The organism is Micromonospora sp. DH13 (assembly GCF_020873825.1).
Taxonomy (GTDB): domain Bacteria; phylum Actinomycetota; class Actinomycetes; order Mycobacteriales; family Micromonosporaceae; genus Micromonospora; species Micromonospora haikouensis.
Map to the genome: position 1 here is coordinate 1 of NZ_JAHWGR010000061.1, position 23,932 is coordinate 23,932.

Here is a 23,932-nt window from a genome sequence, read left to right on the forward strand (position 1 = left end):
CCCGTGGTCGCGGGCGGCGGTGCCCACGACCAGCGAGCCGTAGCTGTGCCCCAGCACCGTCTGCCGGGCCGGCGGGCCCTCGTGCGTCGCCCGCAGCCCCTCCTGGAACCGGTGCAGCGCCGGGCCGCCATCCCCGCCGGCCGCCGCCGGGCTCCCGCCGCCCGCGCGCCCGCGCGCCGCCGTGCTCACCGGGGCAGCGTCGTGAGCCGGTGGGCGGCCCGCTCGTCGGCCGCCTGGTAGCCCTCGGCGGCGACGGTGAGCGCCCCCTGGGCGGCGGCGACCCGTGCGCCGAGCGCGCCACACCAGGCGTGCGCGGCCGACTCCAGGCCGGCCAGGGCGCCCGCCGACCGCCAGCCGGGCGCCGGCACCGCAAGCCCGGGCACGCCGGACAGCCCGTGCCCGAGCTGGTACGCGAGGTCGCCCAGCGCGCCGGCGACCTCCCGCAGCAGCTCCGGGCGGACGGTGAACGGCTCCTCGGTCATCGGCGGACTCCTCCGGCTCGGTGCCCCGTCACGAGATGACGGGCGGCGCGGCCGGCCCGGGTGGGCCGGCGACCCCGCCGTCGACGGGTGGACAGCGACGCCGTCGACGCTAGGCAGCCGCCCCGCCGACCGGAACGCCCTGTGGACAACGGGCGACGGTCGTACCCTCGGGTTGTCCACAGGCATTGCCCACAGTCGACCCGACGGGTAACCTGCGGCCGCCCCCGCCGGTAGGGTGAGGCCATGATCCTCGACGGGCCGGGGCGGACCCGGCACGCGGACGATGCCGGCGACGGCGGCCCCGGCGCGACCGCCGGACGGGGCGTGGCGGCATGAAACCGGTGTGGCGGGTCGCGGACGTCCGGGCGGCGGAGGCCGGGCTGATGCCCACCCTCCCCGCCGGCACGCTGATGCACCGGGCGGCGGCCGGGCTGGCCCGCCGCTGCGCGCTGCTGCTCGCCGACCGGGGCGGGGTGTACGGGGCCCGGGTGCTGCTGCTGGTCGGCACGGGGGACAACGGCGGCGACGCCCTGTACGCGGGCCAGCGGCTGGCCCGCCGGGGTGCCGCCGTCTCGGTCCTGCTGCTCACCCCGGGCCGGGCGCACGCGGCGGGGCTGGCCGCGCTGCGTGCCGCCGGGGGCCGCCTGGTGGACCGGCCGCCCGCCGTGGTCGACCTGGTGCTGGACGGGATCGTCGGGATCGGCGGCACCGGCGGGCTGCGCGAGGCGGCCGACCGGCTGGCCGGCGAGCTGCCCGGCCTGCGCGGCCGCGACGGCGGGCGGGCCGCGGTGGTCGCCGTGGACGTGCCCAGCGGCGTGGCCGTGGACACCGGCCACGTGCCGCCGGCCGCCTCCGGGCGGCCCACCGCGATCCGGGCCGACGTGACGGTGGCGTTCGGCGCGCTGAAGCCCGCCCTGGTGGTGGGCCCGGCGGCGGCGCTGGCCGGCCAGGTCGAGCTGGTCGACATCGGCCTGGGGCCGTGGCTGCGCGGCACGCCCGCGCTGCGGGTCACCGAGCGTTCCGACGTCGTCGACTGGTGGCCCGAGCTGGGCCCGGCCGCCGAGAAGTACACCCGGGGCGTGGTGGGCCTGGCGACAGGCTCGGCGGCGTACCCGGGTGCGGCCGTGCTCTCCGTCGGCGGCGCGCTCGCCGGCCCGACGGGCCTGGTCCGCTACGCCGGCAGCGCCCGCGTCGACGTGCTGCTCCAGCACCCCTCCGTGATCGCGAGCGGCCGGGTCGCCGACGCCGGCCGCGTCCAGGCGTGGGTCTGCGGCTCGGGGCTGGGCACCGGCGAGGAGGCCGCCGCCGAGCTGCGGGCGGTGCTCGCCGCCCCGGTGCCGGTGGTGCTCGACGCCGACGCGCTGACCCTGCTCGTGGACGGGTCGATGGCGGACCGGCTGCGCCAGCGGGACGCGCCGATCGTGGTCACCCCGCACGACCGGGAGTTCGCGCGGCTCTGCGGGGAGGAGCCGGGCGCGGACCGGGCCGCCTCCGCGCTGCGGCTGGCCGCCTGGATGAACGCGGTGGTCCTGCTCAAGGGGGACCGCACGATCGTCGCCACCCCCGACGGCCGGGCGTACGTCAACCCGACCGGCACCCCCGCGCTGGCCACCGGGGGCACCGGCGACGTGCTCGCCGGGCTGCTCGGCTCGCTGCTCGCCGCCGGCCTGGCCCCGGAGCGGGCGGCCGCCGCGGCGGCGTACCTGCACGGGCTGGCCGGGCGGGAGGCGGCCCGGTCGGGCCCGGTGACCGCGCCCGACGTGGCCGCCGCGCTCCGCCCGGTCGTGGCCGGCCTGCTCCACGGGCGGCCGGACGCGGACTGATCGACACCATGCCGGCGACATGGCGGGGTCCTTCGCCCCCGGATACCGCCATCCGCCCGACATGGCAAAGCCTCCGGCACCCCGGTCAGTAGGCTGGGCACATGTGGCAGTCCGAGGTGCGGGTCGATCTTGACGCGATCCGGGAGAACGTGACGCGGCTGCGGGCCGGCACCGGCGCCGAGCTGATGGCGGTGGTCAAGGCCGACGGCTACGGCCACGGCATGGTGCCGTCGGCCCGCGCCGCGCTCGACGCCGGCGCGGACTGGCTCGGCGTCTGCACCCTCGACGAGGCGCTGACGCTGCGCCGGGCCGGCCTCGACGCGCCCGTGCTGGCCTGGCTGCTCGCCCCCGGGTTGCCGCTGCACGAGGGCGTCGCGGCCGGGGTGGACCTGGCCGCCGCGAGCCTCACCCAGCTCGACGAGATGGTCGAGGCCAGCCGGCTCGCCGACCGCCCGGCCCGGCTGCACCTCAAGATCGACACGGGGCTGGCCCGGGGCGGGGCCACCGTCGCCGACTGGCCGGCGCTGCTGGAGGCCGCCGCGAAGGCCCAGGCCGACGGCCTGGTCGAGGTGGTCGGCGTGTGGAGCCACTTCGTCTACGCGGACCTGCCCGGCCACCCGACGACCGACCGTCAGCTCGCGGTCTTCCACGAGGGGCTGGCCATGGTCGAGCGGGCGGGGCTGCGCCCGCGCTACCGGCACCTGGCCAACTCCGCCGCGACCCTGACCCGCCCCGACACCCACTTCGACCTGGTCCGGCCCGGGCTCGCGACCTACGGGCTGTCCCCGGTGGCCGGCGAGCGGTTCGGGCTGCGCCCGGCGATGACCGCCCGGGCCCGGGTCATGCTCACCAAGCGGGTGCCCGCCGGCAGCGGCGTGTCCTATGGGCACACCTACCTCACCGACGCCGACGCCAACCTGGCCGTGGTGCCGCTCGGCTACGCCGACGGGGTGCCCCGGCACGCCTCCAACACCGGCCCGGTGCAGCTCGCCGGCCAGCGGCGGACGGTCTCGGGCCGGGTCTGCATGGACCAGTTCGTGGTCGACTGCGGCGACGACCCGGTGGCGGCCGGCGACGTGGCGACCCTGTTTGGCCCCGGGGCCGACGGCGAGCCCACCGCCGACGACTGGGCCGAGGCGGTCGGCACGATCAACTACGAGATCGTCACCCGCTTCGGCGGGGTCCGGGTGCCCCGCGTCTACGACGGCGAGCGGCCGTGAGCGAGCGCAGGGGCTTCCGCATCCCCCGGCCCCGCACCGCCGCCGGCCGGGTGGCCGGGGTCGTCGGAGCGGCCGTCGGGGTGGCCGCCGCCGGGCTCGCGGCGGGCGTGGTGAGCGAGCGCGCCCTGGTCCGTCGGCTCAAGGCGGATCCCGCCGACCCGTACGCCGGCGAGGTCTTCGGCCAGCAGCGCTACGACGAGGCGTTCCGGCTGGAGCTGCCCGACGGCACCGACATCCACGTCGAGGTGGTGGAGCCGACCCGGCCCGTCCCCGGGCACCCGACGGTGGTGCTGGTGCACGGCTTCTGCCTGGACATGGGCACCTTCCACTTCCAGCGCAAGATGTTCGCCGAGCGGGGCGAGCACCGCATCGTCGCGTACGACCAGCCGGGGCACGGCCGGTCGGGGCGGCTGGAGACCGGCGAATACGATCTCGCCGCGCTCGGCCGCACGCTGCGTCGGGTCATCGACCGGACCGCCCCGGAGGGCCCGCTCGTGCTCGTCGGCCACTCGATGGGCGGCATGACCATCATGGCGTTCGCCGAGCTCTACCCGGAGCTGTTCGGCGACCGGGTGGTCGGCACGGTGCTGATGGCCACCTCGGGCGGGCTGCTGGCCGAGACGAAGCTCGTCGCCCCGGCCCTGCTCGGCCGGGTCGGCGCGCCGGTGCTCTACATGGTGAGCAACGCCACCCGCTACGGCGGGCCGGCGATCGACGCCGCGCGCAAGTCGACGTCCAACGTGGCCTGGCTGCTCACCCGCAAGTACGGCTTCGGCACCCCGAAGCCCAGCCCGGCCCTCGTGTCGTACGTCGAGCTGATGAACTCCCGCACGTCGGCCGACACGGTCACCCGCTACCTGCGCACGCTGGCCACCCACTCCCGCTATCCGGCGCTGGCCGCGTTGGCCGGCACCCCGGTGCTGGTGGTGGTCGGCGACAAGGACATGATCACCCCCGTGACCCACTCGGAGGAGATCGTCCGGCGGCTGCCGCACGCCGAATACCTCAAGATCCACGACAGCGGGCACGTGGTGATGCTGGAGCACGCCGACGAGGTCAACGGAGCCCTGGCCCGCTTCCTGGAGGGGCTGTGAGCCGAGCCGACGCGGCCGGTGCCGGTGTGCGCGTGACGCTGCCGACGGTGGCGGACACCCACGCGTTCGGCCGCCGGCTCGCCGGGGTGCTGCACGCCGGTGACCTGCTGCTGCTCACCGGTCCACTCGGTGCCGGCAAGACCGCGTTGACCCAGGGCATCGGCGCGGGCCTCGGCGTGCTCGGCGACATCACCTCGCCGACCTTCGTGATCGCCCGGGTGCACCGGCCCGATCCGGTACGGGGCCGGGGCGTCGCGCTGGTGCACGCCGACGCGTACCGGCTCGGGGACGCGGCCGACCCGCGCGCCGAGATCGACGACCTCGACCTGGACGCGTCGGTCGACGACTCGGTCACCGTCGTCGAGTGGGGCGAGGGGCTGGTCGAGCAGCTGGTCGACGCACACCTGCGGGTCCGGATCGACAGGCGCGACGACGACACCCGGCTAATCGAGCTGGAGCCGGTCGGCGGCGACTGGGCTGCGAGGCTGGCCGCCCTCGCCTGACCGGACGCCGTCGGCCCGAGGCTTTCCGTGGTCTTTCGTCGGTCTTTCGTCGGCTCGAGGCTTCCGTGCCCGCCGTCGGCCCGCCCCGCGCGGGGTGTCGGACCGGGCTGGTAGGAAGGGGGCCGACCGACTGCGAAAGGTTGCCGATGCCCCACGACGCCCCCACCCTCGACCTGCTCTCCCTGCTGCCCGAGGAGTGGCGCGCCCTGCTCACCCCGCACCTCGACCCGGCCCGCACGGCCGCGCTGGCCGAGTTCGTCGCCGGGGAGTACGCCACCCAGACCGTCTTCCCGCCGGTCGAGGATCTGTTCTCCGCGTACCGGCTGTGCGGGCCGGGCCAGACCCGGGTGCTGATCCTCGGGCAGGACCCCTACCACAAGGCGGGGCAGGCGCACGGGCTGAGCTTCAGCGTCCGCGAGGGAGTCTCCGTCCCGCCGTCGCTGCGCAACGTCTTCAAGGAGCTGACCGAGGACCTCGGGGTGGCGAAGCCGCGCAGCGGCAACCTCGACGGCTGGGCCGCGCAGGGGGTGCTGCTGCTCAACTCGGTGCTGACCGTCCGGCAGGCCACCCCCGGCTCGCACGCCAACAAGGGGTGGGAGGAGTTCACCGACGCGACGATCCGCGCCCTCGACGCCCTCGACCAGCGGGTCGTCTTCCTGCTCTGGGGCGGGTACGCCCGCAAGAAGGCGGCCCTGGTCACCAACCCGCAGCACGTGGTGCTGGAGGCCGGTCACCCGAGCCCGATGAACCCGCGCGGGTTCCTCGGCAGCCGCCCGTTCAGCGCGACCAACAAGGCCCTCGCCGACGCGGGCCTGCCGACCATCGACTGGGAGCGTTCGGCGGGCTGAGCGGGGTCCACCGCCGGCCGGGCGGGCCGCCGGGCAGGCCGCAGATGGACCGCCCGGCCCGGCAGACCGCCGGGTGGACCGCCAGGCGGGGAGGGCTGCCCGGCGCGTGGGTCGCGTCGCCCGGTCACACCGCACTTTCGGAGTGACCGGGCGATCACCGTCTGATTTAGACTGTCGGCATCCCGGTATCCCGGCGGCTCCACGGATCGGAGGCGGCACGTGGCGGCTACGGCGACGGTCAACCCGCAGCAGTGGCGCGCGGCCCAGGAGGCGCTGGCGGCGGCCACCGACCGGTTCGCCCGGCTCGTCGAGTCGGTCGACCGGCCGCAGACCATGGTGACCGCGCACTGGTCGGTCGCCGACACCGTCGTCCACCTGGTCTCGGTCGCCTGGTGGTATGCGACGAAGCTCGACCCGGAGCACCCGCCGCTGCCGATCCCGGGTCTCGACGCCCGGCTGCCGACGGTCACCGTGGACACCATCGAGGGCGTCAACGACCTGGTCCTGGCCCACCTGACGGAGCGCGATCCCGCGCCGCTGCTGGCGCAGTTCCGCGCCGACGTGGCGAAGATCCTCTCGATCGCCGCCGACCGCGGCCCCGACGAGTTGCTGCCCTGGTTCGGCGACGCCCGTGCCCCGCTCGCCGGCCTCTTCGGCCACCTCGTCAACGAGCTGCTCGTGCACGGGTGGGACATCGCCCGCGCCACCGGCCGGCCGTGGGAGATGCCCGGCCGGGAGGCCGTGCTGTTCTTCGAGGTGTTCCTCGTCGGGGTGGTCCGTGCCGGCTACGGGCGGCTGCTCGACAACGACGAGCCGCCCCGGGAACGCCCGATCACGGTGGAGTTCCGTTCGGCGTACTGCGCCGACGTCACCCTCGTCCTGCACCGGGGGCTGGTGTCGATCGCCGCGCCGGGCGCCCGCCCGGACGTGCGGGTGCGGTTCGACCCGGCGGCGCTCAACCTGATGCTGTTCGGCCGCGTGAGCCGCGTCCGCACCGCCCTCACCGGCGGCGTTTCGATCCGGGGCCGCCGCCCCTGGCTCCTGTTCCCCTTCCTCCGGGTCCTGCGCACCCCCAGCTGACTCCGCCCCGCCTGTCGATCAAGGGTTCGCGCCATCGTCGAGATCGGCCCCGCCAGGACGGGGCGCGGCGTGGGGGTGCGGGAGGGGCGGTGGGCGGGCGGTTAGGGTTGCGTTCGTGCTCGTACTGGTGGTGGACTCCTCGACCCCTGCGGTGACCGCGGCGCTGGTGGAGGTCACGGCGGACGGCGTGACGCCGCGCGCCCAGCGGCGCACCGTCGACGCCCGCGCGCACGGCGAGCTGCTCGCCCCACAGGTGCACGCCGTCCTCGCCGAGGTCGACGCCCGCCCGCCCGACCTGACCGCGATCGTCGCCGGCCTCGGCCCCGGCCCCTTCACCGGGCTGCGGGTGGGGCTGGTCACCGCCGCCACCATGGCCCAGGTGCTCGGCGTCGCGGCGTACGGCGTCTGCTCGCTGGACGGGATCGGCCACCCGGCGGCGGCCGGCGAGCCGGTCCTGGCGGCCAGCGACGCCCGCCGCCGGGAGGTCTACTGGGCGGTGTACGACGGCGCGGGTCAGCGGATCGCCGGCCCCGACGTCGACGCCCCGGCGGTCGCCGCGCAGCGCGCCCGCGACCTGGGGGTCACCGCCGCGGTCGGCGACGGCGCCCACCGGTACGCCGACGTGCTCGGCCTGCCGCTGCGCGACGAGCCCCGCTACCCGGACCCGACCGCGCTGGCCCTGCTGGCGGCCGAGCGGATCCGGGCCGGCGCGCCCGGCGAGCCGCTCACCCCGCTGTACCTGCGCCGCCCCGACGCCGTGGCCGCCACCGCCCGCAAGTCGGTCCTGCCGTGAGCGGGCGGGAGGCCGGGCGGGCGGGAGCGACTGCCGTGAGCCGGCGGGAGGCCGGGCGGACAGGAACGCCCGCCGTGAGCCGGCGGGAGCGCCGGTCGTGAGCGGGCCCGAGCGGCCCGGCCCGGACGGGATCCGGCTGGGCCGGTTCCGCTGGTGGCACGTCGACGAGGTGCTGCCGATCGAGGCGGACCTGTTCGGGGCCGAGCGGTGGTCGCCGGCGATGTTCTGGAACGAGTTGGCCAACGGCCACTTCTATCTGGTTGCCACCCCGGCCGACGGGGAACGGGTGCTCGGCTACGCCGGGCTCGCCGTCGCCGCCCCGGACGAGGCGTGGGTGCAGAACATCGCCGTCGCCCGGGACGCCCAGCGGCGCGGGGTGGGCCGGGCGCTGCTGGAGGCGCTGCTCGCCGAGGCGGCCCGCCGGGGCGTACGCAGCACGCTGCTGGAGGTGGCAGCGGACAACGGCCCTGCCCAGCGGCTCTACGCGACGTACGGCTTCGAGCCGATCGGCGTCCGCCGCGGCTACTACCAACCCAGCAACACCGACGCGCTGGTCATGCGGCGCGACCAGGACTGAGGAGCCATGGCCGACGCACCGCTCATCCTCGGCATCGAGACCTCCTGCGACGAGACCGGCATCGGCATCGTGCGCGGGCACACCCTGCTCGCGGACGCGCTGGCCTCCAGCGTCGCCGAGCACGCCCGGTTCGGCGGGGTGGTGCCCGAGGTGGCCAGCCGCGCCCACCTGGAGGCCATCGTGCCCACCATGGACCGGGCGCTGGCCGAGGCGGGGGTGACCATCGCCGACATCGACGCCATCGCGGTGACGGCCGGCCCGGGGCTGGCCGGCGCGCTGCTGGTCGGCGTGGCCGCCGCGAAGGGCTACGCGCTGGCCGCCGAGAAGCCGGTGTACGGGGTGAACCACCTCGCCGCGCACGTCGCCGTGGACACTCTGGAGCACGGGCCGCTGCCCGAGCCGGCGATCGCCCTGCTGGTCTCCGGCGGGCACTCGTCCCTGCTGCTCGTCGACGACCTGGCCCGGGGCGTGACCCCGCTCGGCGCGACGATCGACGACGCCGCCGGTGAGGCGTTCGACAAGGTGGCCCGGCTGCTCGGCCTGCCGTTCCCCGGCGGCCCGTACGTCGACCGGGAGGCCGCCGCCGGTGACCCGGCCGCGATCGGCTTCCCGCGCGGCCTCACCGCCGCGAAGGACCTCGCCGCCCACCGCTACGACTTCTCGTTCTCCGGCCTGAAGACGGCCGTGGCCCGCTGGGTGGAGGCCCGCCAGCGGGCCGGCGAGCCGGTGCCGGTGGCCGACGTGGCCGCGTCGTTCCAGGAGGCGGTGTGCGACGTGCTCACCGCGAAGGCGCTGGCCGCGTGCCAGGCCCACGGGGTGGACACGCTGGTGATCGGCGGGGGAGTGGCGGCGAACTCGCGGCTGCGGGTGCTGGCCGAGCAGCGGGCGGCGAAGCTCGGCATCCGGGTGCGGGTGCCCCGGCCGAAGCTGTGCACCGACAACGGGGCGATGGTGGCCGCGCTGGGCTCGCACCTGGTCGCGGCGGGGGTCGCGCCCAGCCGGCTGGACCTGCCGGCCGACTCGGCCCTGCCGCTGACCACGGTCAGCGTGTGACGGCTCGACCCGGCCGGGGAACGCCGCCAAAGGCTCGACCTGGCCGGGGAACGCCGCCGGCGGCCCGGCCCGACCCGGGAGCGCCGCCGGCGGCCCGACAGGAGCGAGGGGAGTGACGACGTGATCGTACGGATGTGGGAGGCGCGGGCGGAGCCCTACGGCTTCGCCGACCTGATCACCTGGGTCTGCGACACGGCGCTGCCGGAGGTCGAGCACGACCCGCTGCACGTGTCCAGCGAGGTGTTCAGCTCCACCGACCACCGGGTGGTGGTGATCTCGAAGTGGCGCAGCAGCCCTCGGCCGCTGCCCGACCCGCCCGCGACGCTGCTGGCCCGCCCCCCGCACGCGTGGGACTTCACCGAGGTCGACCGCTGACGGCGCAAGGACGCAAGGAAGGGCCCCCTGTTAACGCTTTCTGTTGCACAGGGGGCCCTTCCTAACCAGGCAGCAGTCAACTCCGGCGCAGGATGCGGTACGTGGCGATGCCACCGGTGCCGAGCGCGGCGATGAAGACCAGCCACACCACCGTCGTGCTGACGCCGAGCCGGCCGCCGCTGCCGACGTTCGCGGCTGCCGCCGCGACCAGCGAGTCGCTCTGTGCCGGCGGGAGGGCGGCGGGCGGGAGCTGCTCCCAGCGGACCAGGCCGGTGCTCTCCAGCATCGCCATGTGGTCTCCGACGAAACTGTTCGCCTCGTCGGCGAGCTTGCGGACGGTCGCGTCCCGGGTGCTGGCGCGCACCGCGCCGATGACCGGGAAGATCTTGCCGTGCGCCACCCGGAGCCGGGTCACGAAGATCTGGTCGAACCGGGCGCCGGTGGACTCCTGCATCTCCTTGAGCCACCCCTTCTGCTCGGCGGTGGCGTCCGTCGGGAGGGTCGCGCCGAGCTTGTTGGCGGCGTCCACGACGAGCTGGTCCAGCACCCCGTGCTGCCGGGAGATCTCCGCGCCGATCTCGCGTACCCGGGCCGACTGGCCCTTCTCGGCGGCCATCTCACCGGCCGGCATCTCCCATAGGCCGGCCAGCCGTACGCCGGCGAGCAGCGTCATGTCGGCGGCGTTGAGCTGGGCGTTGGCGGGTGCGGCGACAGCCACGCCGGGTAGCACCCCGAGCGCGGCGACGAAGGTGACCACCAGCGCCGCCATCCGGTGGGTCCGGTGCCCTGGCCGGCGACGTGCGGATCTGAGCGGTGCCATGGGTGCGGTGCCTCCTCGGTCCGGGCCGAACGCGTCCGTCCGGGCGGCCGGGTCTCCCGGGCCGCCCCTCCGGTCACTGGTACGGATCGCCGCCGCGATCAGTTCATCCGAATCCCGGAAGAGCGTCTCGCGAAATCAGGCGGGGGGAATCGGGCGGAGTGAATCCGGCGGCGGGCGCGCGGCGGCGGGGAGGGCGCGGGCGCGGCGGGTCAGGTGCGGCGGGAGCGGGTCAGCGGGTGGCGGCCATCAGCAGGCCGAGCAGGATCAGGGTGGCGACGGCGACCGCGAAGACGACCAGCAGGTCCCGCCGGCCGTGCGCGGGCGAGGCGGACAGGACCGGGTCGGCCGGCAGGTCCCGGGTCACCGCGGCCAGGTCGCCGAGGGTGCGGGCGGCCCAGGCGTCGGCGGCCCGCTCGGAGAACTCGTCCAGGGTGAGCCGGCCCGCCGAGGCGTGCCGTTGCAGGTCGGCGACCACCCGCTGCCGGTCGTCGTCGGAGGCGCGCAGCTCGACGTCCACGCCGGACAGCGTACGCAGCCGCGCCAGCCCGGGGCACCCCGCGCGGAACGGGGCGGTCAGGCCGCGTCGAGGGGGTCGGCGAGGAGCCGTTCGAAGGCCAGCTCGGCCGCGCCGATCAGCGCCGCGTCGTCGCCGAGTTTCGGGGTACGCAGCCGCACGTGCTCCAGGCAGGCCGGGAGCCCCATCGAGTTGAGCCGGCTGCGCACCTGGGCCGCCGCGGCCAGGTAGAGGTCCCGCATCGTGCCGCCGAAGATGACCATCTCGGGGTTGAAGATGTTGACCAGGTTGGCCACGCCGAAGCCGAGCCAGTCCCCGGCCTGCCGTACCGCCGTCTGGGCCCGTGCGTCGCCCCGGTCGGCGGCCTCGAAGACGGCCAGCACCGCGTCGGGCCCCCGGGCGTCGGACCGGCCGGCGGCCCGCAGCAGCCCGTGCTCGCCGATCTCGGTCTCCCAGCAGCCCCGGGAGCCGCACTCGCAGGGCTCCCCGCCGCGAACCACCACCATGTGGCCGACCTCGCCGCTGTACCCGCCGTGCCCGGTCAGCCGCCGGCCGCCGGCGATGATGCCCGCGCCGACGCCGACGTCCCCGTACAGGTAGATGACGTTGTCGCAGCCGGCGGCGACGCCCCGGGCGTGCTCGGCGAACGCCGCCACGTCGGCCACGTTGCCGACGGTGATCGGCACGTCGATGCCCAGCTCGGCGGCGAGCGCAGCACCGATCGGCTCGTCCACCCAGCCGGTGGTCGGGCTGAGCCGGACCAGACCGTCGTCGCGGCGGACCATGCCGCAGACCGCGACCCCGGCGCCGACGCAGACCGCGCCCGGGGGCACCGACTGGTGCATCTCCTTGACCGCGCCGGCCAGCAGCGGCGCGGCCTCCCCGGCCACCAGGTTGCGGGGCCGGTCCAGTTCCCGGCGATCGAGCACCGCGCCGCCCAGGCCGACCCGTGCGGCCCGCAGCCGGTCCACCTCCACGCTGTACGCGTACGCGTAGACCCGTTCCGACTCGGGCCGGACGACCAGCGACGGTCGTCCGGCCCGGCCGGTCTCCTTCGGTGCGCCCTCGCTGACCAGCCCGGCGCCGGCCAGGTCGGCGGTCAGCGCGCCGATGGTACTGCGGTTGAGCCCGAGCGTGGTGGTCAACTCGGCGCGGGTCGTCGCGCCGTGGACGTGCACGTAGCGCAGCAGGGCACCGAGGTTCTGCCGACGGATCTCGTCCTGACTCGGTCCCACGCGCATCGTTACCGGTACTTCCGTGCGGGCGTCAACGGTTGCCGGTGGCGGCCGACCGGCGGCGGGACAGAGCGTCCACGCTCGCGGCGAGCAGCAGCACGACGCCGGTGACCACGTACTTGACCCCCGAGCTGTAGCCCATCAGACCCATGCCATTGTCGATCACGGCGACCACCGCGCCGCCGAGCACGGCGTCGAGCACCCGGCCCTTGCCGCCGAAGAGGCTGGTGCCGCCGATCACCGCCGCGCCCACGGCGTAGAGCAGCACATTACTGCCACCCGTGTTGGGGTCGACAGAGTTGGCCCTGCTCGCCGCCACGATGCCGCCGATCGCGGCCATCGAGGAGCAGATGACGAAGACCGAGATGCGGATCCGGTCGACGTTGATGCCGGCGCGGCGGGCCGCCTCCTTGTTGCCGCCGACCGCGTAGACGTGTCGGCCGTAGCTGGTGCGCTGGAGCACGAACGTCCAGACGATCAGCAGCACCGCGATGATCGGCACCACGATCGGCACGCCCTTGAGCGAGGTGATCAGTACGTTGCGGCTGCGCTCCAGGTTGAGCACGTACACGGCGACGCCGAGGATGACCGCCAGCACGCCCATCCGGGCGGCCACGACGGCCAGCGGGTCGGTGACGAGTCCCCGGGCGGACCGGTTGCGGTGCCGCATGAGCTGCACCGCCGCGTAGCCGGCGACGGCGACGGCGGCCAGCGTCCAGCCGATCGCGGGCGGCAGGTTGCGGTTGGAGATCGCCACCAGCGTCTCGTCGCGTACGGAGATGTTGGCGCCCTCCTTCATCAGCATCAGCACGATGCCCTGGAAGGCGAGGAAGCCGGCGAGGGTGACCACGAACGACGGGATGCCGACCTTCGCCACCAGGAAGCCCAGCGCCGTGCCGATGAGCACGCCGGTGACGAGCGCGGCGAGCACCGCGACCCACCAGGGGTAGCCGAGCACGGTGACGACGTTGGCGAGGACGGCCGCGCAGACGCCGCTGGCGAAGCCGGCGGAGAGGTCGATCTCGCCGAGCAGCAGGACGAAGACCAGCCCCATCGCGATCAGCGTGACCGCCGCGCCCTGGGTGAACAGGTTGGCGAAGTTGCCGGCGGACAGGAACGACGGGCGCATGATCGCGAAGACCGTGCAGAGCACGATCAGGCCCAGCACGGCCGGCAGGGAGCCGATGTCGCCGCCGCGTACCCGGCTGAGGTAGCCGCGCACGTGGCCGCCGACGGTGACGGGCGGGGTGACCGCCGCCGGCCCTACCTTCTTCACGACGGTGGTGGTCATCGGAGGGCTCCCGGGGTCGTGCCGACGGCCGCGCCGCCGGTGCCGTTGCCACCCGTCAGCTCGGCGGCGAGCCCGAGGGCGCCGGAGCGCCCGGCGGTGATCAGCTCGACGACCTGCGAGTGGGTGATGTCGGTGGTCTTCACCTGGGCCACCATCTGGCCGAGGTAGAGGGCGGCGATCCGGTCGGAGACCGCGAAGACGTCGTTCATGTTGTGCGAGATGAGCACGACGGCGAGGCCGTTGTCGGCCAGCCGGCGGACCAGCTCCAGCACCTGGGCGGTCTGCGCGACGCCCAGCGCGGCGGTCGGCTCGTCGAGGATGACCAGCCGGCTGTTCCAGAGCACCGCCTTGGCGATGGCGACGGTCTGCCGCTGGCCGCCGGAGAGGCTGGAGACGTGCTGGCGCAGCGACTTCACCGTGCGGACGCTCAGCCCGGCGAGGGTCTCGGCGGCCATCTGCTCCATGGTCGGCTCGTCGAGGACGATGCCGGTGTGCTTCTCCCGGCCGAGGAACATGTTCTGCACGATGTCGAGGTTGTCGCAGAGCGCGAGATCCTGGTAGACGACCTCGATGCCCAGGGCGGCGGCGTCGCGGGGGCTGTTGATGCTGACCGGGCGGCCCTCGAAGAGGAACTGGCCGGAGTCGGTCGGGTAGATGCCGCTGATGCACTTCACCAGGGTCGACTTGCCGGCGCCGTTGTCGCCGACCAGCGCGGTGACCTCGCCGGGGTGGGCGGTGAGGGCGACGTTGCGCAGCACCTGGACGGGACCGAAGCTCTTGTCGATCCCTCGTAGTTCCAGCAGGGGGGTTGCGGACACAAGGGTCTCCTAACGCGCGGAGGGGAGATCGCGGAGCCCGTCCGGCGCGGGCCGCCGCCCGGCACGGGATCACCGTGCCGGGCGGCGTCGCCTGGCGGGTACGACGGTCGGCGTACGGGTCAGCTGATGCCGGCTTCGGTGCAGAGCTTGGTGTAGGCGGCGGTGCAGAGCTCTTCCTTGGTGACGAAGCCGTCGGCGACGACGTCCTTGACGTTGTCCTTGTAGATGGCCTTCGGCTCCAGCAGGACGGCCGGGACGTCCCGGTTGCCCTCGACGTCCTTGACGGTCTGCCCGGTGTCCTTCTTCTCGCCCTTGGCGACCGCGATGGCCAGCTCGGCGGCGGCGTCCGCCTCCTTCTTGACCGCCTTGTAGACGGTCATGCACTGGTCACCGGAGAGGATGTTCTGCAGGCCCTGCACGGTGGCGTCCTGCCCGGTCACCGGGACCTTGCCGTTGAGCTTGTTCTTCTTCAGCACGGAGATGGCCGCGTTGCCGAGGCCGTCGTTCGCGGCCAGCACGCCGTCGATCTTGCCGCTGGCCTTGGTGTACTGCTGCTCGAAGATCGTGGCGGCCTGCGTGTTGTCCCAGTCCGGCACCGAGTCGTCGGCGACCTTGGTGTACTCCTTCGAGTCGAACTTCGGCTTGAGCACCGAGTCGTACCCGTTCTTGAACAGGGTCGCGTTGTTGTCGGTCGGCGAGCCGTTGAGGTAGGCGATGGCCGGGTTCTTGACGCCCTTGTCGGTCAGGCACTTGGCGAGGCCCTCGCCCTGGAGCTTGCCGACGGCCTCGTTGTCGAAGCTGACGTAGTACTGCGCGGAGCCGCCCAGCGTGAGCCGGTCGTAGTCGATCGTGGCGACGCCCTGCGACTTGGCCTTGTCGAGCACGGCCTTGCCGGTGCCCGAGTCCAGGTTGACGATCATCAGGGTGGTCACCCCGTTGGTGATCATCTGGTCCGCGATGGTCTGGAACGCGGTCTTGTCGCCCTGCGCGTTCTGGATGTCGTACTCGACGTTGGCGGCCTTGAACGCGGCCTCCAGGAACTTGCGGTCGGCACCCTCCCAGCGGGCGGAGGACTTGCTGTCCGGCAGGATCACGCCGATCTTCGGCTTCTTCTCGGAGGATCCGGCCTGGTTGCCGCCGTCGGAGTTCTCGCCGCAGGCGGCCATGCTGCCGGCGGCCAGCAGGCCCACGGCGGCGAAGGTGAGGAAGCCCTTGCGCATCTGCACGGGTCCTTTCGGGGGTGGGGGAGTGGGAGTGGAGCGGTGTTTTGTTGTGTCCGGCAACGTATTGCGCACCGCGCTGCCGGCACAAGGCCGCCGAGGTCAGAAGTTTGTTGGCGGCGGTAACAATTCAGCAACGTGATCGACACTCTGCCCTAACCGCCCCGAAAGCGGGCAGGCCGAAGGGCCGCGCCTCGACGCGGCGATCATGTGAATGACCGATGCCGCAGGCCGCCAAACCTGCCGCAGGCCGACGCCTCGGCTCGGGGGTGCCGGCCCGGGACGCCGGGCGCGGGGTGTCGGCCTGGGGTGCCGCTCGGCCGGGGTGCTCTCGGCCGGGGTGCTGCTCGGCCGGGGTGCTGCTCGGCCCTTGGTGCCGCCCGGCTCGCGGCGTCGCGTCAGCCGGCGGCGATGGGGGCGGTGGTGGCGTCGGTGAGCGCGACCAGGTCGGCCGGGGCGAGCTGGAGCTGGAGGCCGCGCCGGCCCGCCGAGACGTACACGGTGTCGTGGGCCAGCGCGGAGGCGTCCAGCACCGTGGGCAGCCGCTTGCGCTGGCCGAGCGGGCTGATCCCGCCGCGCACGTACCCGGTGGCCCGCTCCGCCACCGCCCGGTCGGCCATCGTCGCCCGCTTGCCGCCCAGCGCGGCGGCGAGCGCCTTGAGGTCCAGCTCGCCGGTCACCGGCACCACCGCCACCGCGAGCGCGCCGTCGACCTCGGTGACGAGGGACTTGAACACCCGCTCCGGCGGCACACCCAGGGCCGCCGCGACGAGCGCGCCGTAGTTCGGCGCGTCCGGCGACACGTCGTACGGGTGGGTGCTGTGCCGGATCTTCCGCTTCGTCAACAGCGCCGTCGCCGGAGTCCCCTGTCCCGCCATGCCGACAAGCTAGCCGGCCGCCGCCTCGTGATCCAGCGGATACGTCACCGGGCGGCAGACCAGCACGGTCGGCGCGCCGGCCACCCGGGTCAGCACCAGGCTCGCCGCCTCCGGGCCGGCCAGCCGCAGGTCGCGCCGCAGCCGCTCCGGCTCCAGCGCCGAGCCGCGCTTGAGGATCTCGACCCGGCCCACCCTGCGCTCGCGCAGCAGGGCGCGCAGCCGTTTCAGCGAGAACGGCAGCACGTCGGTCACCTCCAGGCAGCGGGCGAACGGCGTCGCGCCGGGAGTGTCGGCGTACAGGTAGGCGATGGTCGGGTCGGCGAGCGTGGCGTCCAGCTCGCCGGCCAGCTCCGCCACGAGGTGCGCGCGGACGACGGCCGGGTCGGGGTCGTGGACGTACCGCCGGACGGGCCCGACGGCGGCCTCCTCCGTGCCGGAACCGGTGAGCTGGTGGTGGCAGGCGGGCCGGGGGTGATTGCAGGGGGCCCTTCCTATACAGAAAGCGTTAACAGGGGGCCCTTCCTTCAGCACAGTCGCGCGGCGGGGGACCTCGGCGAGCCGGCCGCACCACAGGGCGGCCTCGACCAGGTCGCCGCCCACGCTGACCCACTCCGCCTCCGTGCCTGGCGGGATCAGGCTGTGGTCGAGCCCCGGGGCCACCTTCACCACCGTGTGCGGCACCCGCTCGGCCAGCGCGGTGACGAAGTCCCACGGCGGCGAGTAGGCGTTCGGGTCGAAGATCCGCCGGCCCGTGCCGGCCCTGCGCCGCGCCGGGTCGCAGAACGCCGCGTCGACGGCGGACACGTCGAACGCCGTGGCGTCGCCGCACTCCACCGTGAAAACGTCGGCCAGCCCGGCGGCCTCGGCGTTCGCGGCGGCCATCGCGGCGGTGACCGGGTCGGCCTCCACCCCGTACACCCGGATGCCGGCGCGGGCGGCGGCGAGCGCGTCGGCACCGAGGCCGCAGCCCAGGTCGGCCAGGGTGCGCACCCCGGCGGCGCGCAGCCGGTCGGCCCGCCGGGCCGCGACCACCCCCCGGGTCGCCTGCTCCAGCCCCGCGCGGGTGAGGAACATGCCGGCCGCCGCCGGCCCGAACTTGCCGACGGCCCGGCGGCGCAGCTCGGCCTGGGTCAACGCGGCGGCGGCCAGCCCGGCGGGCACCCCGGCCGAGCGGAGCGCCGCCGCCGCGGCCAGCGGGTCGCCGCCGGCCACCTCGGTCGCCGCGGCGAGCGCGGCCGACCCCTCGGGGGTACGCAGGGCGGCGAGCTGGTCGAGATCCACGCGCCCATTGTCGGGCCCGGGCGGCGGCGGACCGACGGCGGTGGGGGTGCCGGAGGTCGACGGGTCGGGGGTCGGCGCTCCCGGCGTGTCGCGGTGACGAGTGGCGGAACTGTGGCGACACGACGGGCGACGCGTTGGCACTCTCCTTGACGGAGTGCTAGCCACGGCCTAACCTGCGATTAGCACTCTCCCATCGAGGGTGCCAGCTTCCGGGCCCCGTGCCCGGGGGTTGACGCCAGGCGGACCGGCACCCGCGACGACGGCCCCGCCCGGTGGCATGTGGCAGATTGACGCTGGTCGGCCCCGCCGTCCGGCAACGAAACCAGTACCCCAGGAGGGTATGCCCGTGACTACCGCGACCAAGGTTGCGATCAAGCCGCTCGAGGACCGCATCGTGGTCCAGGCGAACGAGGCTGAGACCACCACGGCGTCGGGCATCGTGATCCCCGACACCGCCAAGGAGAAGCCGCAGGAGGGCACCGTCCTCGCTGTCGGCCCGGGCCGGATCGACGACAAGGGCAACCGCGTGCCGATCGACGTGAAGGTCGGCGACACCGTCCTCTACTCGAAGTACGGCGGCACCGAGGTCAAGTACGCCGGCGAGGAGTACCTGGTGCTCTCCGCCCGCGACGTCCTCGCGGTCATCGAGAAGTAAGCAACCGATCCGCGTCACTGCCCCGGTCCGGCTCGCCGGGCCGGGGCAGTGACGCTTCGAAGGGATACAGATGGCGAAGATCCTGAGCTTCTCGGACGACGCCCGGCACCTGCTGGAGCACGGTGTCAACGCCCTCGCGGACGCGGTCAAGGTCACTCTCGGCCCGCGCGGGCGCAACGTCGTCCTGGACAAGAAGTTCGGTGTGCCCACGATCACCAACGACGGCGTGACCATCGCCAAGGAGATCGAGCTCACCAACCCGTACGAGAACCTCGGCGCGCAGCTGGTCAAGGAGGTGGCGACCAAGACCAACGACGTCGCCGGCGACGGGACCACCACCGCGACCGTGCTGGCCCAGGCCATGGTCCGCGAGGGCCTGCGCAACGTGACCGCCGGCGCCAGCCCGTCCGGCCTCAAGCGCGGCATCGACGCGGCGGCCACGAAGGTCTCCGAGGCCCTGCTCGACCGGGCCGTCGAGGTCGCCGGCAAGGAGTCGATCGCGCACGTCGCGACGATCTCCGCGCAGGACGCGACCATCGGCGACCTGATCGCCGAGGCGATGGAGCGGGTCGGCCGCGACGGCGTCATCACCGTCGAGGAGGGCTCGGCGCTCACCACCGAGCTCAACGTGACCGAGGGCCTCCAGTTCGACAAGGGCTTCATCTCCCCCAACTTCGTCACCGACGCGGAGGGTCAGGAGTCGGTCCTGGAGGACCCGTACATCCTGATCACCACGCAGAAGATCTCGGGGATCGAGGAGCTGCTGCCGCTGCTGGAGAAGGTCCTCCAGAACAACAAGCCGCTGCTGATCGTCGCCGAGGACGTCGAGGGCCAGGCCCTGTCCACGCTCATGGTCAACGCGGTCCGCAAGACCATCAAGGTCTGCGCGGTCAAGGCCCCGGGCTTCGGCGACCGCCGCAAGGCGATGCTCCAGGACATGGCGATCCTCACCGGCTCCGAGCTGGTCGCCCCGGAGCTGGGCTACAAGCTCGACCAGGTCGGCCTGGAGGTGCTCGGCACCGCCCGGCGCGTCGTGGTCGACAAGGAGACCACCACCATCGTCGACGGCGGTGGCCAGGCCAGCGAGGTCGCCGACCGGGTCGCCCAGATCCGCAAGGAGATCGAGGCCTCGGACTCCGACTGGGACCGGGAGAAGCTGGCCGAGCGGCTGGCGAAGCTCTCCGGCGGCATCGCGGTCATCAAGGTGGGCGCGGCGACCGAGGTCGAGATGAAGGAGCGCAAGCACCGCATCGAGGACGCCATCGCCGCGACCAAGGCCGCCGTCGAGGAGGGCACGGTCCCGGGTGGCGGCGCCGCCCTGGCGCAGATCCTGCCGGTGCTCGACGACGACCTCGGCTTCACCGGTGACGAGAAGACCGGCGTCTCGATCGTGCGCAAGTCGCTGGTCGAGCCGCTGCGCTGGATCGCCCAGAACGCCGGCCACGACGGCTACGTGGTGGTGCAGAAGGTCGTCGGCAGCGAGTGGGGCCACGGCCTCGACGCCGCCATCGGCGACTACGTCGACCTGGTCAAGTCCGGCATCATCGACCCGGTGAAGGTGACCCGCAACGCCGTCACCAACGCCGCCTCGATCGCCGGCCTGCTGCTCACCACCGAGAGCCTGGTGGTGGAGAAGCCGGAGAAGGCCGAGCCGGCCGCCGCCGGTGGCCACGGCCACTCGCACGGCCACGGCCACCAGCACGGCCCGGGTTTCTGACCCACGGCGGCTGACCCCGCCACACCACACGTTCAAGGCACGCCGGCTCCCCACGGCGTGCCTTGACGCGTATCCGCCCCGCGTTCGCCCGGGGCTGGTTGCTTACGGAACGCTGACGTGCCTGTCGCTTCCCCGGCCCCGTCGGAAACACTGGGCGGATGGGCACCATCTCGCGCGGGTACGCCGCGCTGGCCGGGATCACCGCCGCCGCCGTGGCGATCGGCACCGCCGAACCGGTGGCGGTGCTGACCGGCCCCCGGTCGGCACCACTGGTCGCGGTCGGCGGGCTGGTCGTCGACACCGTCCCCGAACCGGTCAAGCAGTTCGGCATCGCCGTCTTCGGCACGTACGACAAGATCGCCCTGCTGGTCGGGACGGCGCTGCTGCTGGCGGGCTTCGCGGCCCTGCTCGGCGTCCTCGCCGCGCGCCGGCTGTGGTTCGGCCTGGCGGGCATCGGGGCGTTCGCGGCCCTCGGGGTGGCCGCCGCGCTGACCCGGGCCGGCGCGGACGCCACCGACGCGCTGCCGGCGCTGGTCGGGGCGGCCCTCGGCGCGCTGACGCTCTGGCTCCTGCTGGCCGGTCCGCTGCATCCCGACCCCTGGCCGTGGACCCCGCCCGGTGAGAAGGAAGGGCCCCTTGTTAACACCCCCCTGTTAACAAGGGGCCCTTCCTTGCACCCCGAGCGCCCGGAGGGGCGGCGGCGGTTCCTCACCGGCGTCGGCGCGCTGGCCGGCGCGGCCGTCGTGACCGGGCTGGGCGGGCACTGGCTGGCCGGGCGGCGCGGGGTGTCGCAGGCCCGGCAGGCGGTCGCCCTGCCCGCGCCGGCCTCGCCCGCGCCGCCGGTGCCGGCCGGGGCGGACCTCTCCCTCACCCAGCTCGCCCCCTACGTCAGCCCGACGTCCGGGTTCTACCGGATCGACACCGCTCTCGTGGTGCCGCAGGTCGACCCGGACACCTGGCGGCTGCGCATCCACGGCCGGGTGCGCAACCCGATCGAGCTGAGCTTCGCCGACCTGCTGGCCCGCCCCATGGTCGAGCGGTACGTCACCCTGGCCTGCGTGTCGAACGAGGTCGGCGGGGACCTGATCGGCAACGCCCGCTGGCTGGGCGTGCCCATCCGGGAGCTGCTCGACGAGGCGCAGCCGGAGGAGGGCGCGGACCAGGTCGTCGGGCGTTCCGTCGACGGCTGGACCTGCGGCACCCCGACGGCGGCGCTGCGCGACGGCCGGGACGCCCTGCTCGCGGTGGGGATGAACGGCGAGCCGCTGCCGGTGGAGCACGGTTTTCCCGTACGCATGGTGGTGCCCGGCCTCTACGGCTACGTCTCGGCCTGCAAGTGGGTCACCGAGCTGGAGCTGACCAGCTTCGCCGACTTCGACGCGTACTGGGTGCCCCGGGGCTGGTCGGCGCAGGGGCCGATCAAGACCCAGTCGCGGATCGACACGCCCCGCCCCCGCAACCGGCTCACCGCCGGCCCGGTCATGGTCGCCGGGGTGGCCTGGGCGCAGCACCGGGGCATCCGCCGGGTCGAGGTACGCGTGGACGACGGCCCGTGGCGGGAGGCGACGCTCGCCCCGACGGTGTCGGTGGACACCTGGGTGCAGTGGTCCTGGCAGTGGGCGGCCACCTCCGGCGAGCACACCCTCCAGGTGCGGGCCACCGACGCCAGCGGCGAGACGCAGACCGAGCGCCGGCAGCGCGTCGACCCGGACGGCGCGACCGGCTGGCACACCGTCCGGGTCACCGTGGGCTGACCGCCGGGCGGACCCGCGCCGGCAGGCGGGTCGCCCGGCCGTGGGCGTGGCGGGCGGCCCGCCGGTGGCCCGGTCACCCGACGGTGGGCGTGGCGGCGGTCGTCAGGCGACGCTGCGCTGCGCCGGCACGGTGGACTTGTGCGGACGGCCCAGGCGGGCCTCCAGGCGGGCCACATCGACGCGGGAGTGCCGGCGGTCGGCCAGGTCCTCCCAGCCCACCGCGAGCAGCCGCAGCCGCTCCGCCTCGCTGAAGCCGCCCCACACCCCATAGGGCTCACGGACGGCGAGGGCGTGCGCGGCGCACTCGGCGCGTACCGGGCAGGCCCGGCAGACCGTCTTGGCGCCGGACTCCCGGCGCAGCCGGGAGGAGCCGCGTTCGCCGTCGGGGTGGAAGAACTGGGCGCTGTCGCGGCCCCGGCAGGCACCGAGCCGCTGCCAGTCCCAGAGGTCGACGATGGGTCCGGGCAGCCTGCGTACGTTCGACATCAGCACCCCTCCTCCCGCGCGGCACCGCGGAGATCCTCAGTTGACCGGTGTCCGGGCGGCGGCCGCGCTGGCGCACCGTTTCCGGCTCGGGCTCCCCGTTACCCCGCCTCGCTTCCGCTCACACGTCTGTGATCGAAAAGGTCGGACAACCTGACTGATATGCCCTAACTGTCGGAAAAGTTCGAAGGATTGCCGGGAACGCCCACCCGACGACGCCTCCCCATGGTCTGCTCGGGGTCGGAGAGGAGACCACAGTGCGTACTGTCCTCGTGTGCGTTCGGACACCGCTCGCCGCGCAGCAACTGAACTCCGCGGCGGCGCGGCTAGGGCTGTCCGCCGCCGTTCGTACGGCCGTCTCCGATCCCGAGGTGATGCTGCGCCTGGCGGAGGTCCCGGCGGACGTCGTGCTCGCCGACACCGCCCTCACCCGGCCGGACAGCGCCGGCTTCGTCCGGCGGGTGCTGGCCCGCGCCCCGCAGGCCGCGGTGCTGCTGCTCGGCGCGGAGGAGTCCGAGGCCGCCGCCGCGACCATCGGCGCCGGCGCCCGGGGGCTGATCCAGGGCACCGACCACGATCTGACCAGCGCGGTGGCGAAGGCGCTGCTGCTGCTCTCGGCGCCCGGCCGCGCCACCCGCAGCCGGGTGACCGACCCGGCCCGCGACGCCGCCTCCGTCGGCGGACCCGCCCGCCCCGCCCCGGCCGGACGCGCCCCGGCCAAGCCCGGCCCGGCCTGGCCGGCGGGCCCCGAGGAGCCGCCCGGTGGTACGCCGCCGGTGGTGCCGGTGCAGCGCGGCGACGACGAGGTGGAGGCGGGCGGCGAGGGCGAGACCCCGGCCGCGGCGGGGCAGCGTCCCGCCCCGGCCAGGGGCGGCCGGAGCGCGATCGGCCTGACGGAGCGGGAACTCCAGGTGCTGCTCGGCATGGCCGAGGGCAAGAGCAACGCCGAGATCGGCCGTGAGCTGTTCGTCTCGGAGGACACCGTCAAGACGCACGCCCGCCGGCTGTTCCGCAAGCTCGGCGCCCGGGACCGCGCGCACGCGGTGGCCGCCGGCTTCCGCGCCGGCCTGGTCACCTGACCCACCCACCCAGCTGCCCGCCCACCCGCGCGCCTTCCCGCCCACCCCGCAGGAGGTACGGCCTGGGCAGAAGCCGCGAGACCGGCCCATCGGGGGCCGCGGGTGCACGATCGCCGTGGCGCTGTCCGCTGCCGTCCGTCTCGCCCCGCTGGTGACACAACGTGGTCTCCCTGCCCGGCAACACCAACCCCACCGCTCCCTTTGCTCTGCACCCGGATACGCAACGCTTCACGCTGGGTGTCCGGCCGTGGCGGGTGCGTGCCGTGCGCGATTGGCGTGTCGCCAGCTCAGTGCCGGTGATGGGTGGGTGGGTGCAGAGCATAGGGAGGGGGGGCTGTG

General features: G+C 74.6%; 24 protein-coding genes and 1 pseudogene. 14 read left to right on the plus strand and 11 right to left on the minus strand.

Translation table 11 applies throughout. The annotated features are described in order from the left end of the window. A pseudogene (locus LPA42_RS32400) lies at positions 1–129 on the minus strand (alpha/beta hydrolase); the annotation flags it as partial. Between the two features lie 56 nt (positions 130–185). Further along, complete coding sequence (locus LPA42_RS32405) at positions 186–482, minus strand: hypothetical protein (RefSeq protein ID WP_077938333.1); 297 nt, start codon at positions 480–482, stop codon at positions 186–188. A gap of 332 nt (positions 483–814) precedes the next feature. Here LPA42_RS32405 and LPA42_RS32410 point away from each other — a divergent pair, with 332 nt between their 5' ends. The 10 genes from LPA42_RS32410 (at position 815) to LPA42_RS32455 (ending at position 9,848) form a co-directional block, all read left to right on the plus strand. After that, on the plus strand, positions 815–2,305 hold the full coding sequence (locus LPA42_RS32410) for an NAD(P)H-hydrate dehydratase (RefSeq protein ID WP_077938334.1): 1,491 nt from the start codon (positions 815–817) through the stop codon (positions 2,303–2,305). A gap of 101 nt (positions 2,306–2,406) precedes the next feature. Further along, positions 2,407–3,525, plus strand: a complete 1,119-nt coding sequence (alr, locus tag LPA42_RS32415; RefSeq protein ID WP_077938335.1) for an alanine racemase — start codon at positions 2,407–2,409, stop codon at positions 3,523–3,525. Next, positions 3,522–4,619 (plus strand): alpha/beta fold hydrolase, encoded by a 1,098-nt coding sequence (locus tag LPA42_RS32420; protein WP_077938336.1) that lies wholly within the window; start codon positions 3,522–3,524, stop codon positions 4,617–4,619. The genes alr and LPA42_RS32420 overlap by 4 nt, the downstream gene beginning before the upstream one ends. Further along, complete coding sequence (tsaE, locus tag LPA42_RS32425) at positions 4,616–5,122, plus strand: tRNA (adenosine(37)-N6)-threonylcarbamoyltransferase complex ATPase subunit type 1 TsaE (protein ID WP_228987099.1); 507 nt, start codon at positions 4,616–4,618, stop codon at positions 5,120–5,122. The genes LPA42_RS32420 and tsaE overlap by 4 nt, the downstream gene beginning before the upstream one ends. A gap of 146 nt (positions 5,123–5,268) precedes the next feature. After that, on the plus strand, positions 5,269–5,970 hold the full coding sequence (locus LPA42_RS32430; RefSeq protein WP_043965627.1) for a uracil-DNA glycosylase: 702 nt from the start codon (positions 5,269–5,271) through the stop codon (positions 5,968–5,970). Between the two features lie 219 nt (positions 5,971–6,189). Next, positions 6,190–7,050, plus strand: coding sequence for a maleylpyruvate isomerase family mycothiol-dependent enzyme (locus LPA42_RS32435; protein WP_077938337.1), 861 nt, complete (start codon positions 6,190–6,192; stop codon positions 7,048–7,050). Between the two features lie 115 nt (positions 7,051–7,165). Continuing rightward, positions 7,166–7,843 carry a tRNA (adenosine(37)-N6)-threonylcarbamoyltransferase complex dimerization subunit type 1 TsaB gene (tsaB, locus tag LPA42_RS32440; RefSeq protein WP_077938339.1) on the plus strand — a complete coding sequence of 226 codons (678 nt, stop codon included), beginning with the start codon at positions 7,166–7,168 and terminating at the stop codon, positions 7,841–7,843. A 130-nt stretch (positions 7,844–7,973) separates the two neighbouring features. Beyond that, positions 7,974–8,420 (plus strand): ribosomal protein S18-alanine N-acetyltransferase, encoded by a 447-nt coding sequence (rimI, locus tag LPA42_RS32445; RefSeq protein WP_077938351.1) that lies wholly within the window; start codon positions 7,974–7,976, stop codon positions 8,418–8,420. A gap of 6 nt (positions 8,421–8,426) precedes the next feature. Next, positions 8,427–9,473, plus strand: a complete 1,047-nt coding sequence (gene tsaD, locus LPA42_RS32450; RefSeq protein ID WP_077938340.1) for a tRNA (adenosine(37)-N6)-threonylcarbamoyltransferase complex transferase subunit TsaD — start codon at positions 8,427–8,429, stop codon at positions 9,471–9,473. A 120-nt stretch (positions 9,474–9,593) separates the two neighbouring features. Beyond that, entirely contained in the window at positions 9,594–9,848 is a 255-nt protein-coding gene (locus LPA42_RS32455; protein ID WP_043965635.1) for a hypothetical protein, read from the plus strand. Between the two features lie 76 nt (positions 9,849–9,924). On the opposite strand, the gene LPA42_RS32460 is transcribed toward LPA42_RS32455, so the two are convergent. The 8 genes from LPA42_RS32460 to LPA42_RS32495 all read right to left on the minus strand — a co-directional run bounded on the left by LPA42_RS32460 (position 9,925) and on the right by LPA42_RS32495 (position 17,905). Continuing rightward, on the minus strand, positions 9,925–10,668 hold the full coding sequence (locus LPA42_RS32460) for a DUF4142 domain-containing protein (protein WP_077938341.1): 744 nt from the start codon (positions 10,666–10,668) through the stop codon (positions 9,925–9,927). Positions 10,669–10,897: 229 nt separating this feature from the next. Next, positions 10,898–11,185 carry a DUF1707 domain-containing protein gene (locus tag LPA42_RS32465; protein ID WP_077938342.1) on the minus strand — a complete coding sequence of 96 codons (288 nt, stop codon included), beginning with the start codon at positions 11,183–11,185 and terminating at the stop codon, positions 10,898–10,900. 56 nt (positions 11,186–11,241) lie between these two features. Next, positions 11,242–12,423: an ROK family transcriptional regulator gene (locus tag LPA42_RS32470; protein WP_077938343.1), complete on the minus strand. Its 1,182-nt coding sequence runs from the start codon at positions 12,421–12,423 to the stop codon at positions 11,242–11,244. Between the two features lie 25 nt (positions 12,424–12,448). Continuing rightward, complete coding sequence (locus LPA42_RS32475) at positions 12,449–13,708, minus strand: sugar ABC transporter permease (protein ID WP_077938344.1); 1,260 nt, start codon at positions 13,706–13,708, stop codon at positions 12,449–12,451. Then, positions 13,705–14,526, minus strand: coding sequence for an ATP-binding cassette domain-containing protein (locus LPA42_RS32480; protein WP_077938345.1), 822 nt, complete (start codon positions 14,524–14,526; stop codon positions 13,705–13,707). Before LPA42_RS32480 ends, LPA42_RS32475 begins: the two co-directional genes overlap by 4 nt. Positions 14,527–14,645: 119 nt before the next feature. Then, positions 14,646–15,746 carry a sugar ABC transporter substrate-binding protein gene (locus LPA42_RS32485; RefSeq protein WP_077938346.1) on the minus strand — a complete coding sequence of 367 codons (1,101 nt, stop codon included), beginning with the start codon at positions 15,744–15,746 and terminating at the stop codon, positions 14,646–14,648. 398 nt (positions 15,747–16,144) lie between these two features. Then, on the minus strand, positions 16,145–16,624 hold the full coding sequence (ybaK, locus tag LPA42_RS32490) for a Cys-tRNA(Pro) deacylase (RefSeq protein ID WP_077938347.1): 480 nt from the start codon (positions 16,622–16,624) through the stop codon (positions 16,145–16,147). 9 nt (positions 16,625–16,633) lie between these two features. Further along, positions 16,634–17,905: a methyltransferase domain-containing protein gene (locus LPA42_RS32495; protein ID WP_077938348.1), complete on the minus strand. Its 1,272-nt coding sequence runs from the start codon at positions 17,903–17,905 to the stop codon at positions 16,634–16,636. 340 nt (positions 17,906–18,245) lie between these two features. Here LPA42_RS32495 and groES point away from each other — a divergent pair, with 340 nt between their 5' ends. The 3 genes from groES (at position 18,246) to LPA42_RS32510 (ending at position 22,031) form a co-directional block, all read left to right on the plus strand. Beyond that, positions 18,246–18,560: a co-chaperone GroES gene (gene groES / locus LPA42_RS32500; RefSeq protein ID WP_018222648.1), complete on the plus strand. Its 315-nt coding sequence runs from the start codon at positions 18,246–18,248 to the stop codon at positions 18,558–18,560. A gap of 70 nt (positions 18,561–18,630) precedes the next feature. Then, on the plus strand, positions 18,631–20,277 hold the full coding sequence (gene groL / locus LPA42_RS32505; protein ID WP_077938349.1) for a chaperonin GroEL: 1,647 nt from the start codon (positions 18,631–18,633) through the stop codon (positions 20,275–20,277). A 158-nt stretch (positions 20,278–20,435) separates the two neighbouring features. Then, positions 20,436–22,031 (plus strand): molybdopterin-dependent oxidoreductase, encoded by a 1,596-nt coding sequence (locus tag LPA42_RS32510; protein WP_077938350.1) that lies wholly within the window; start codon positions 20,436–20,438, stop codon positions 22,029–22,031. Between the two features lie 102 nt (positions 22,032–22,133). Here the strand turns inward: LPA42_RS32510 and LPA42_RS32515 are convergent, their stop codons facing one another. Beyond that, positions 22,134–22,517, minus strand: coding sequence for a WhiB family transcriptional regulator (locus tag LPA42_RS32515; RefSeq protein WP_043966530.1), 384 nt, complete (start codon positions 22,515–22,517; stop codon positions 22,134–22,136). Between the two features lie 254 nt (positions 22,518–22,771). On the opposite strand from LPA42_RS32515, the gene LPA42_RS32520 reads away from it, so the two are divergent. Further along, positions 22,772–23,593, plus strand: a complete 822-nt coding sequence (locus LPA42_RS32520) for a helix-turn-helix transcriptional regulator (RefSeq protein WP_228987100.1) — start codon at positions 22,772–22,774, stop codon at positions 23,591–23,593. The last annotated feature ends 339 nt before the right edge of the window (positions 23,594–23,932 follow it).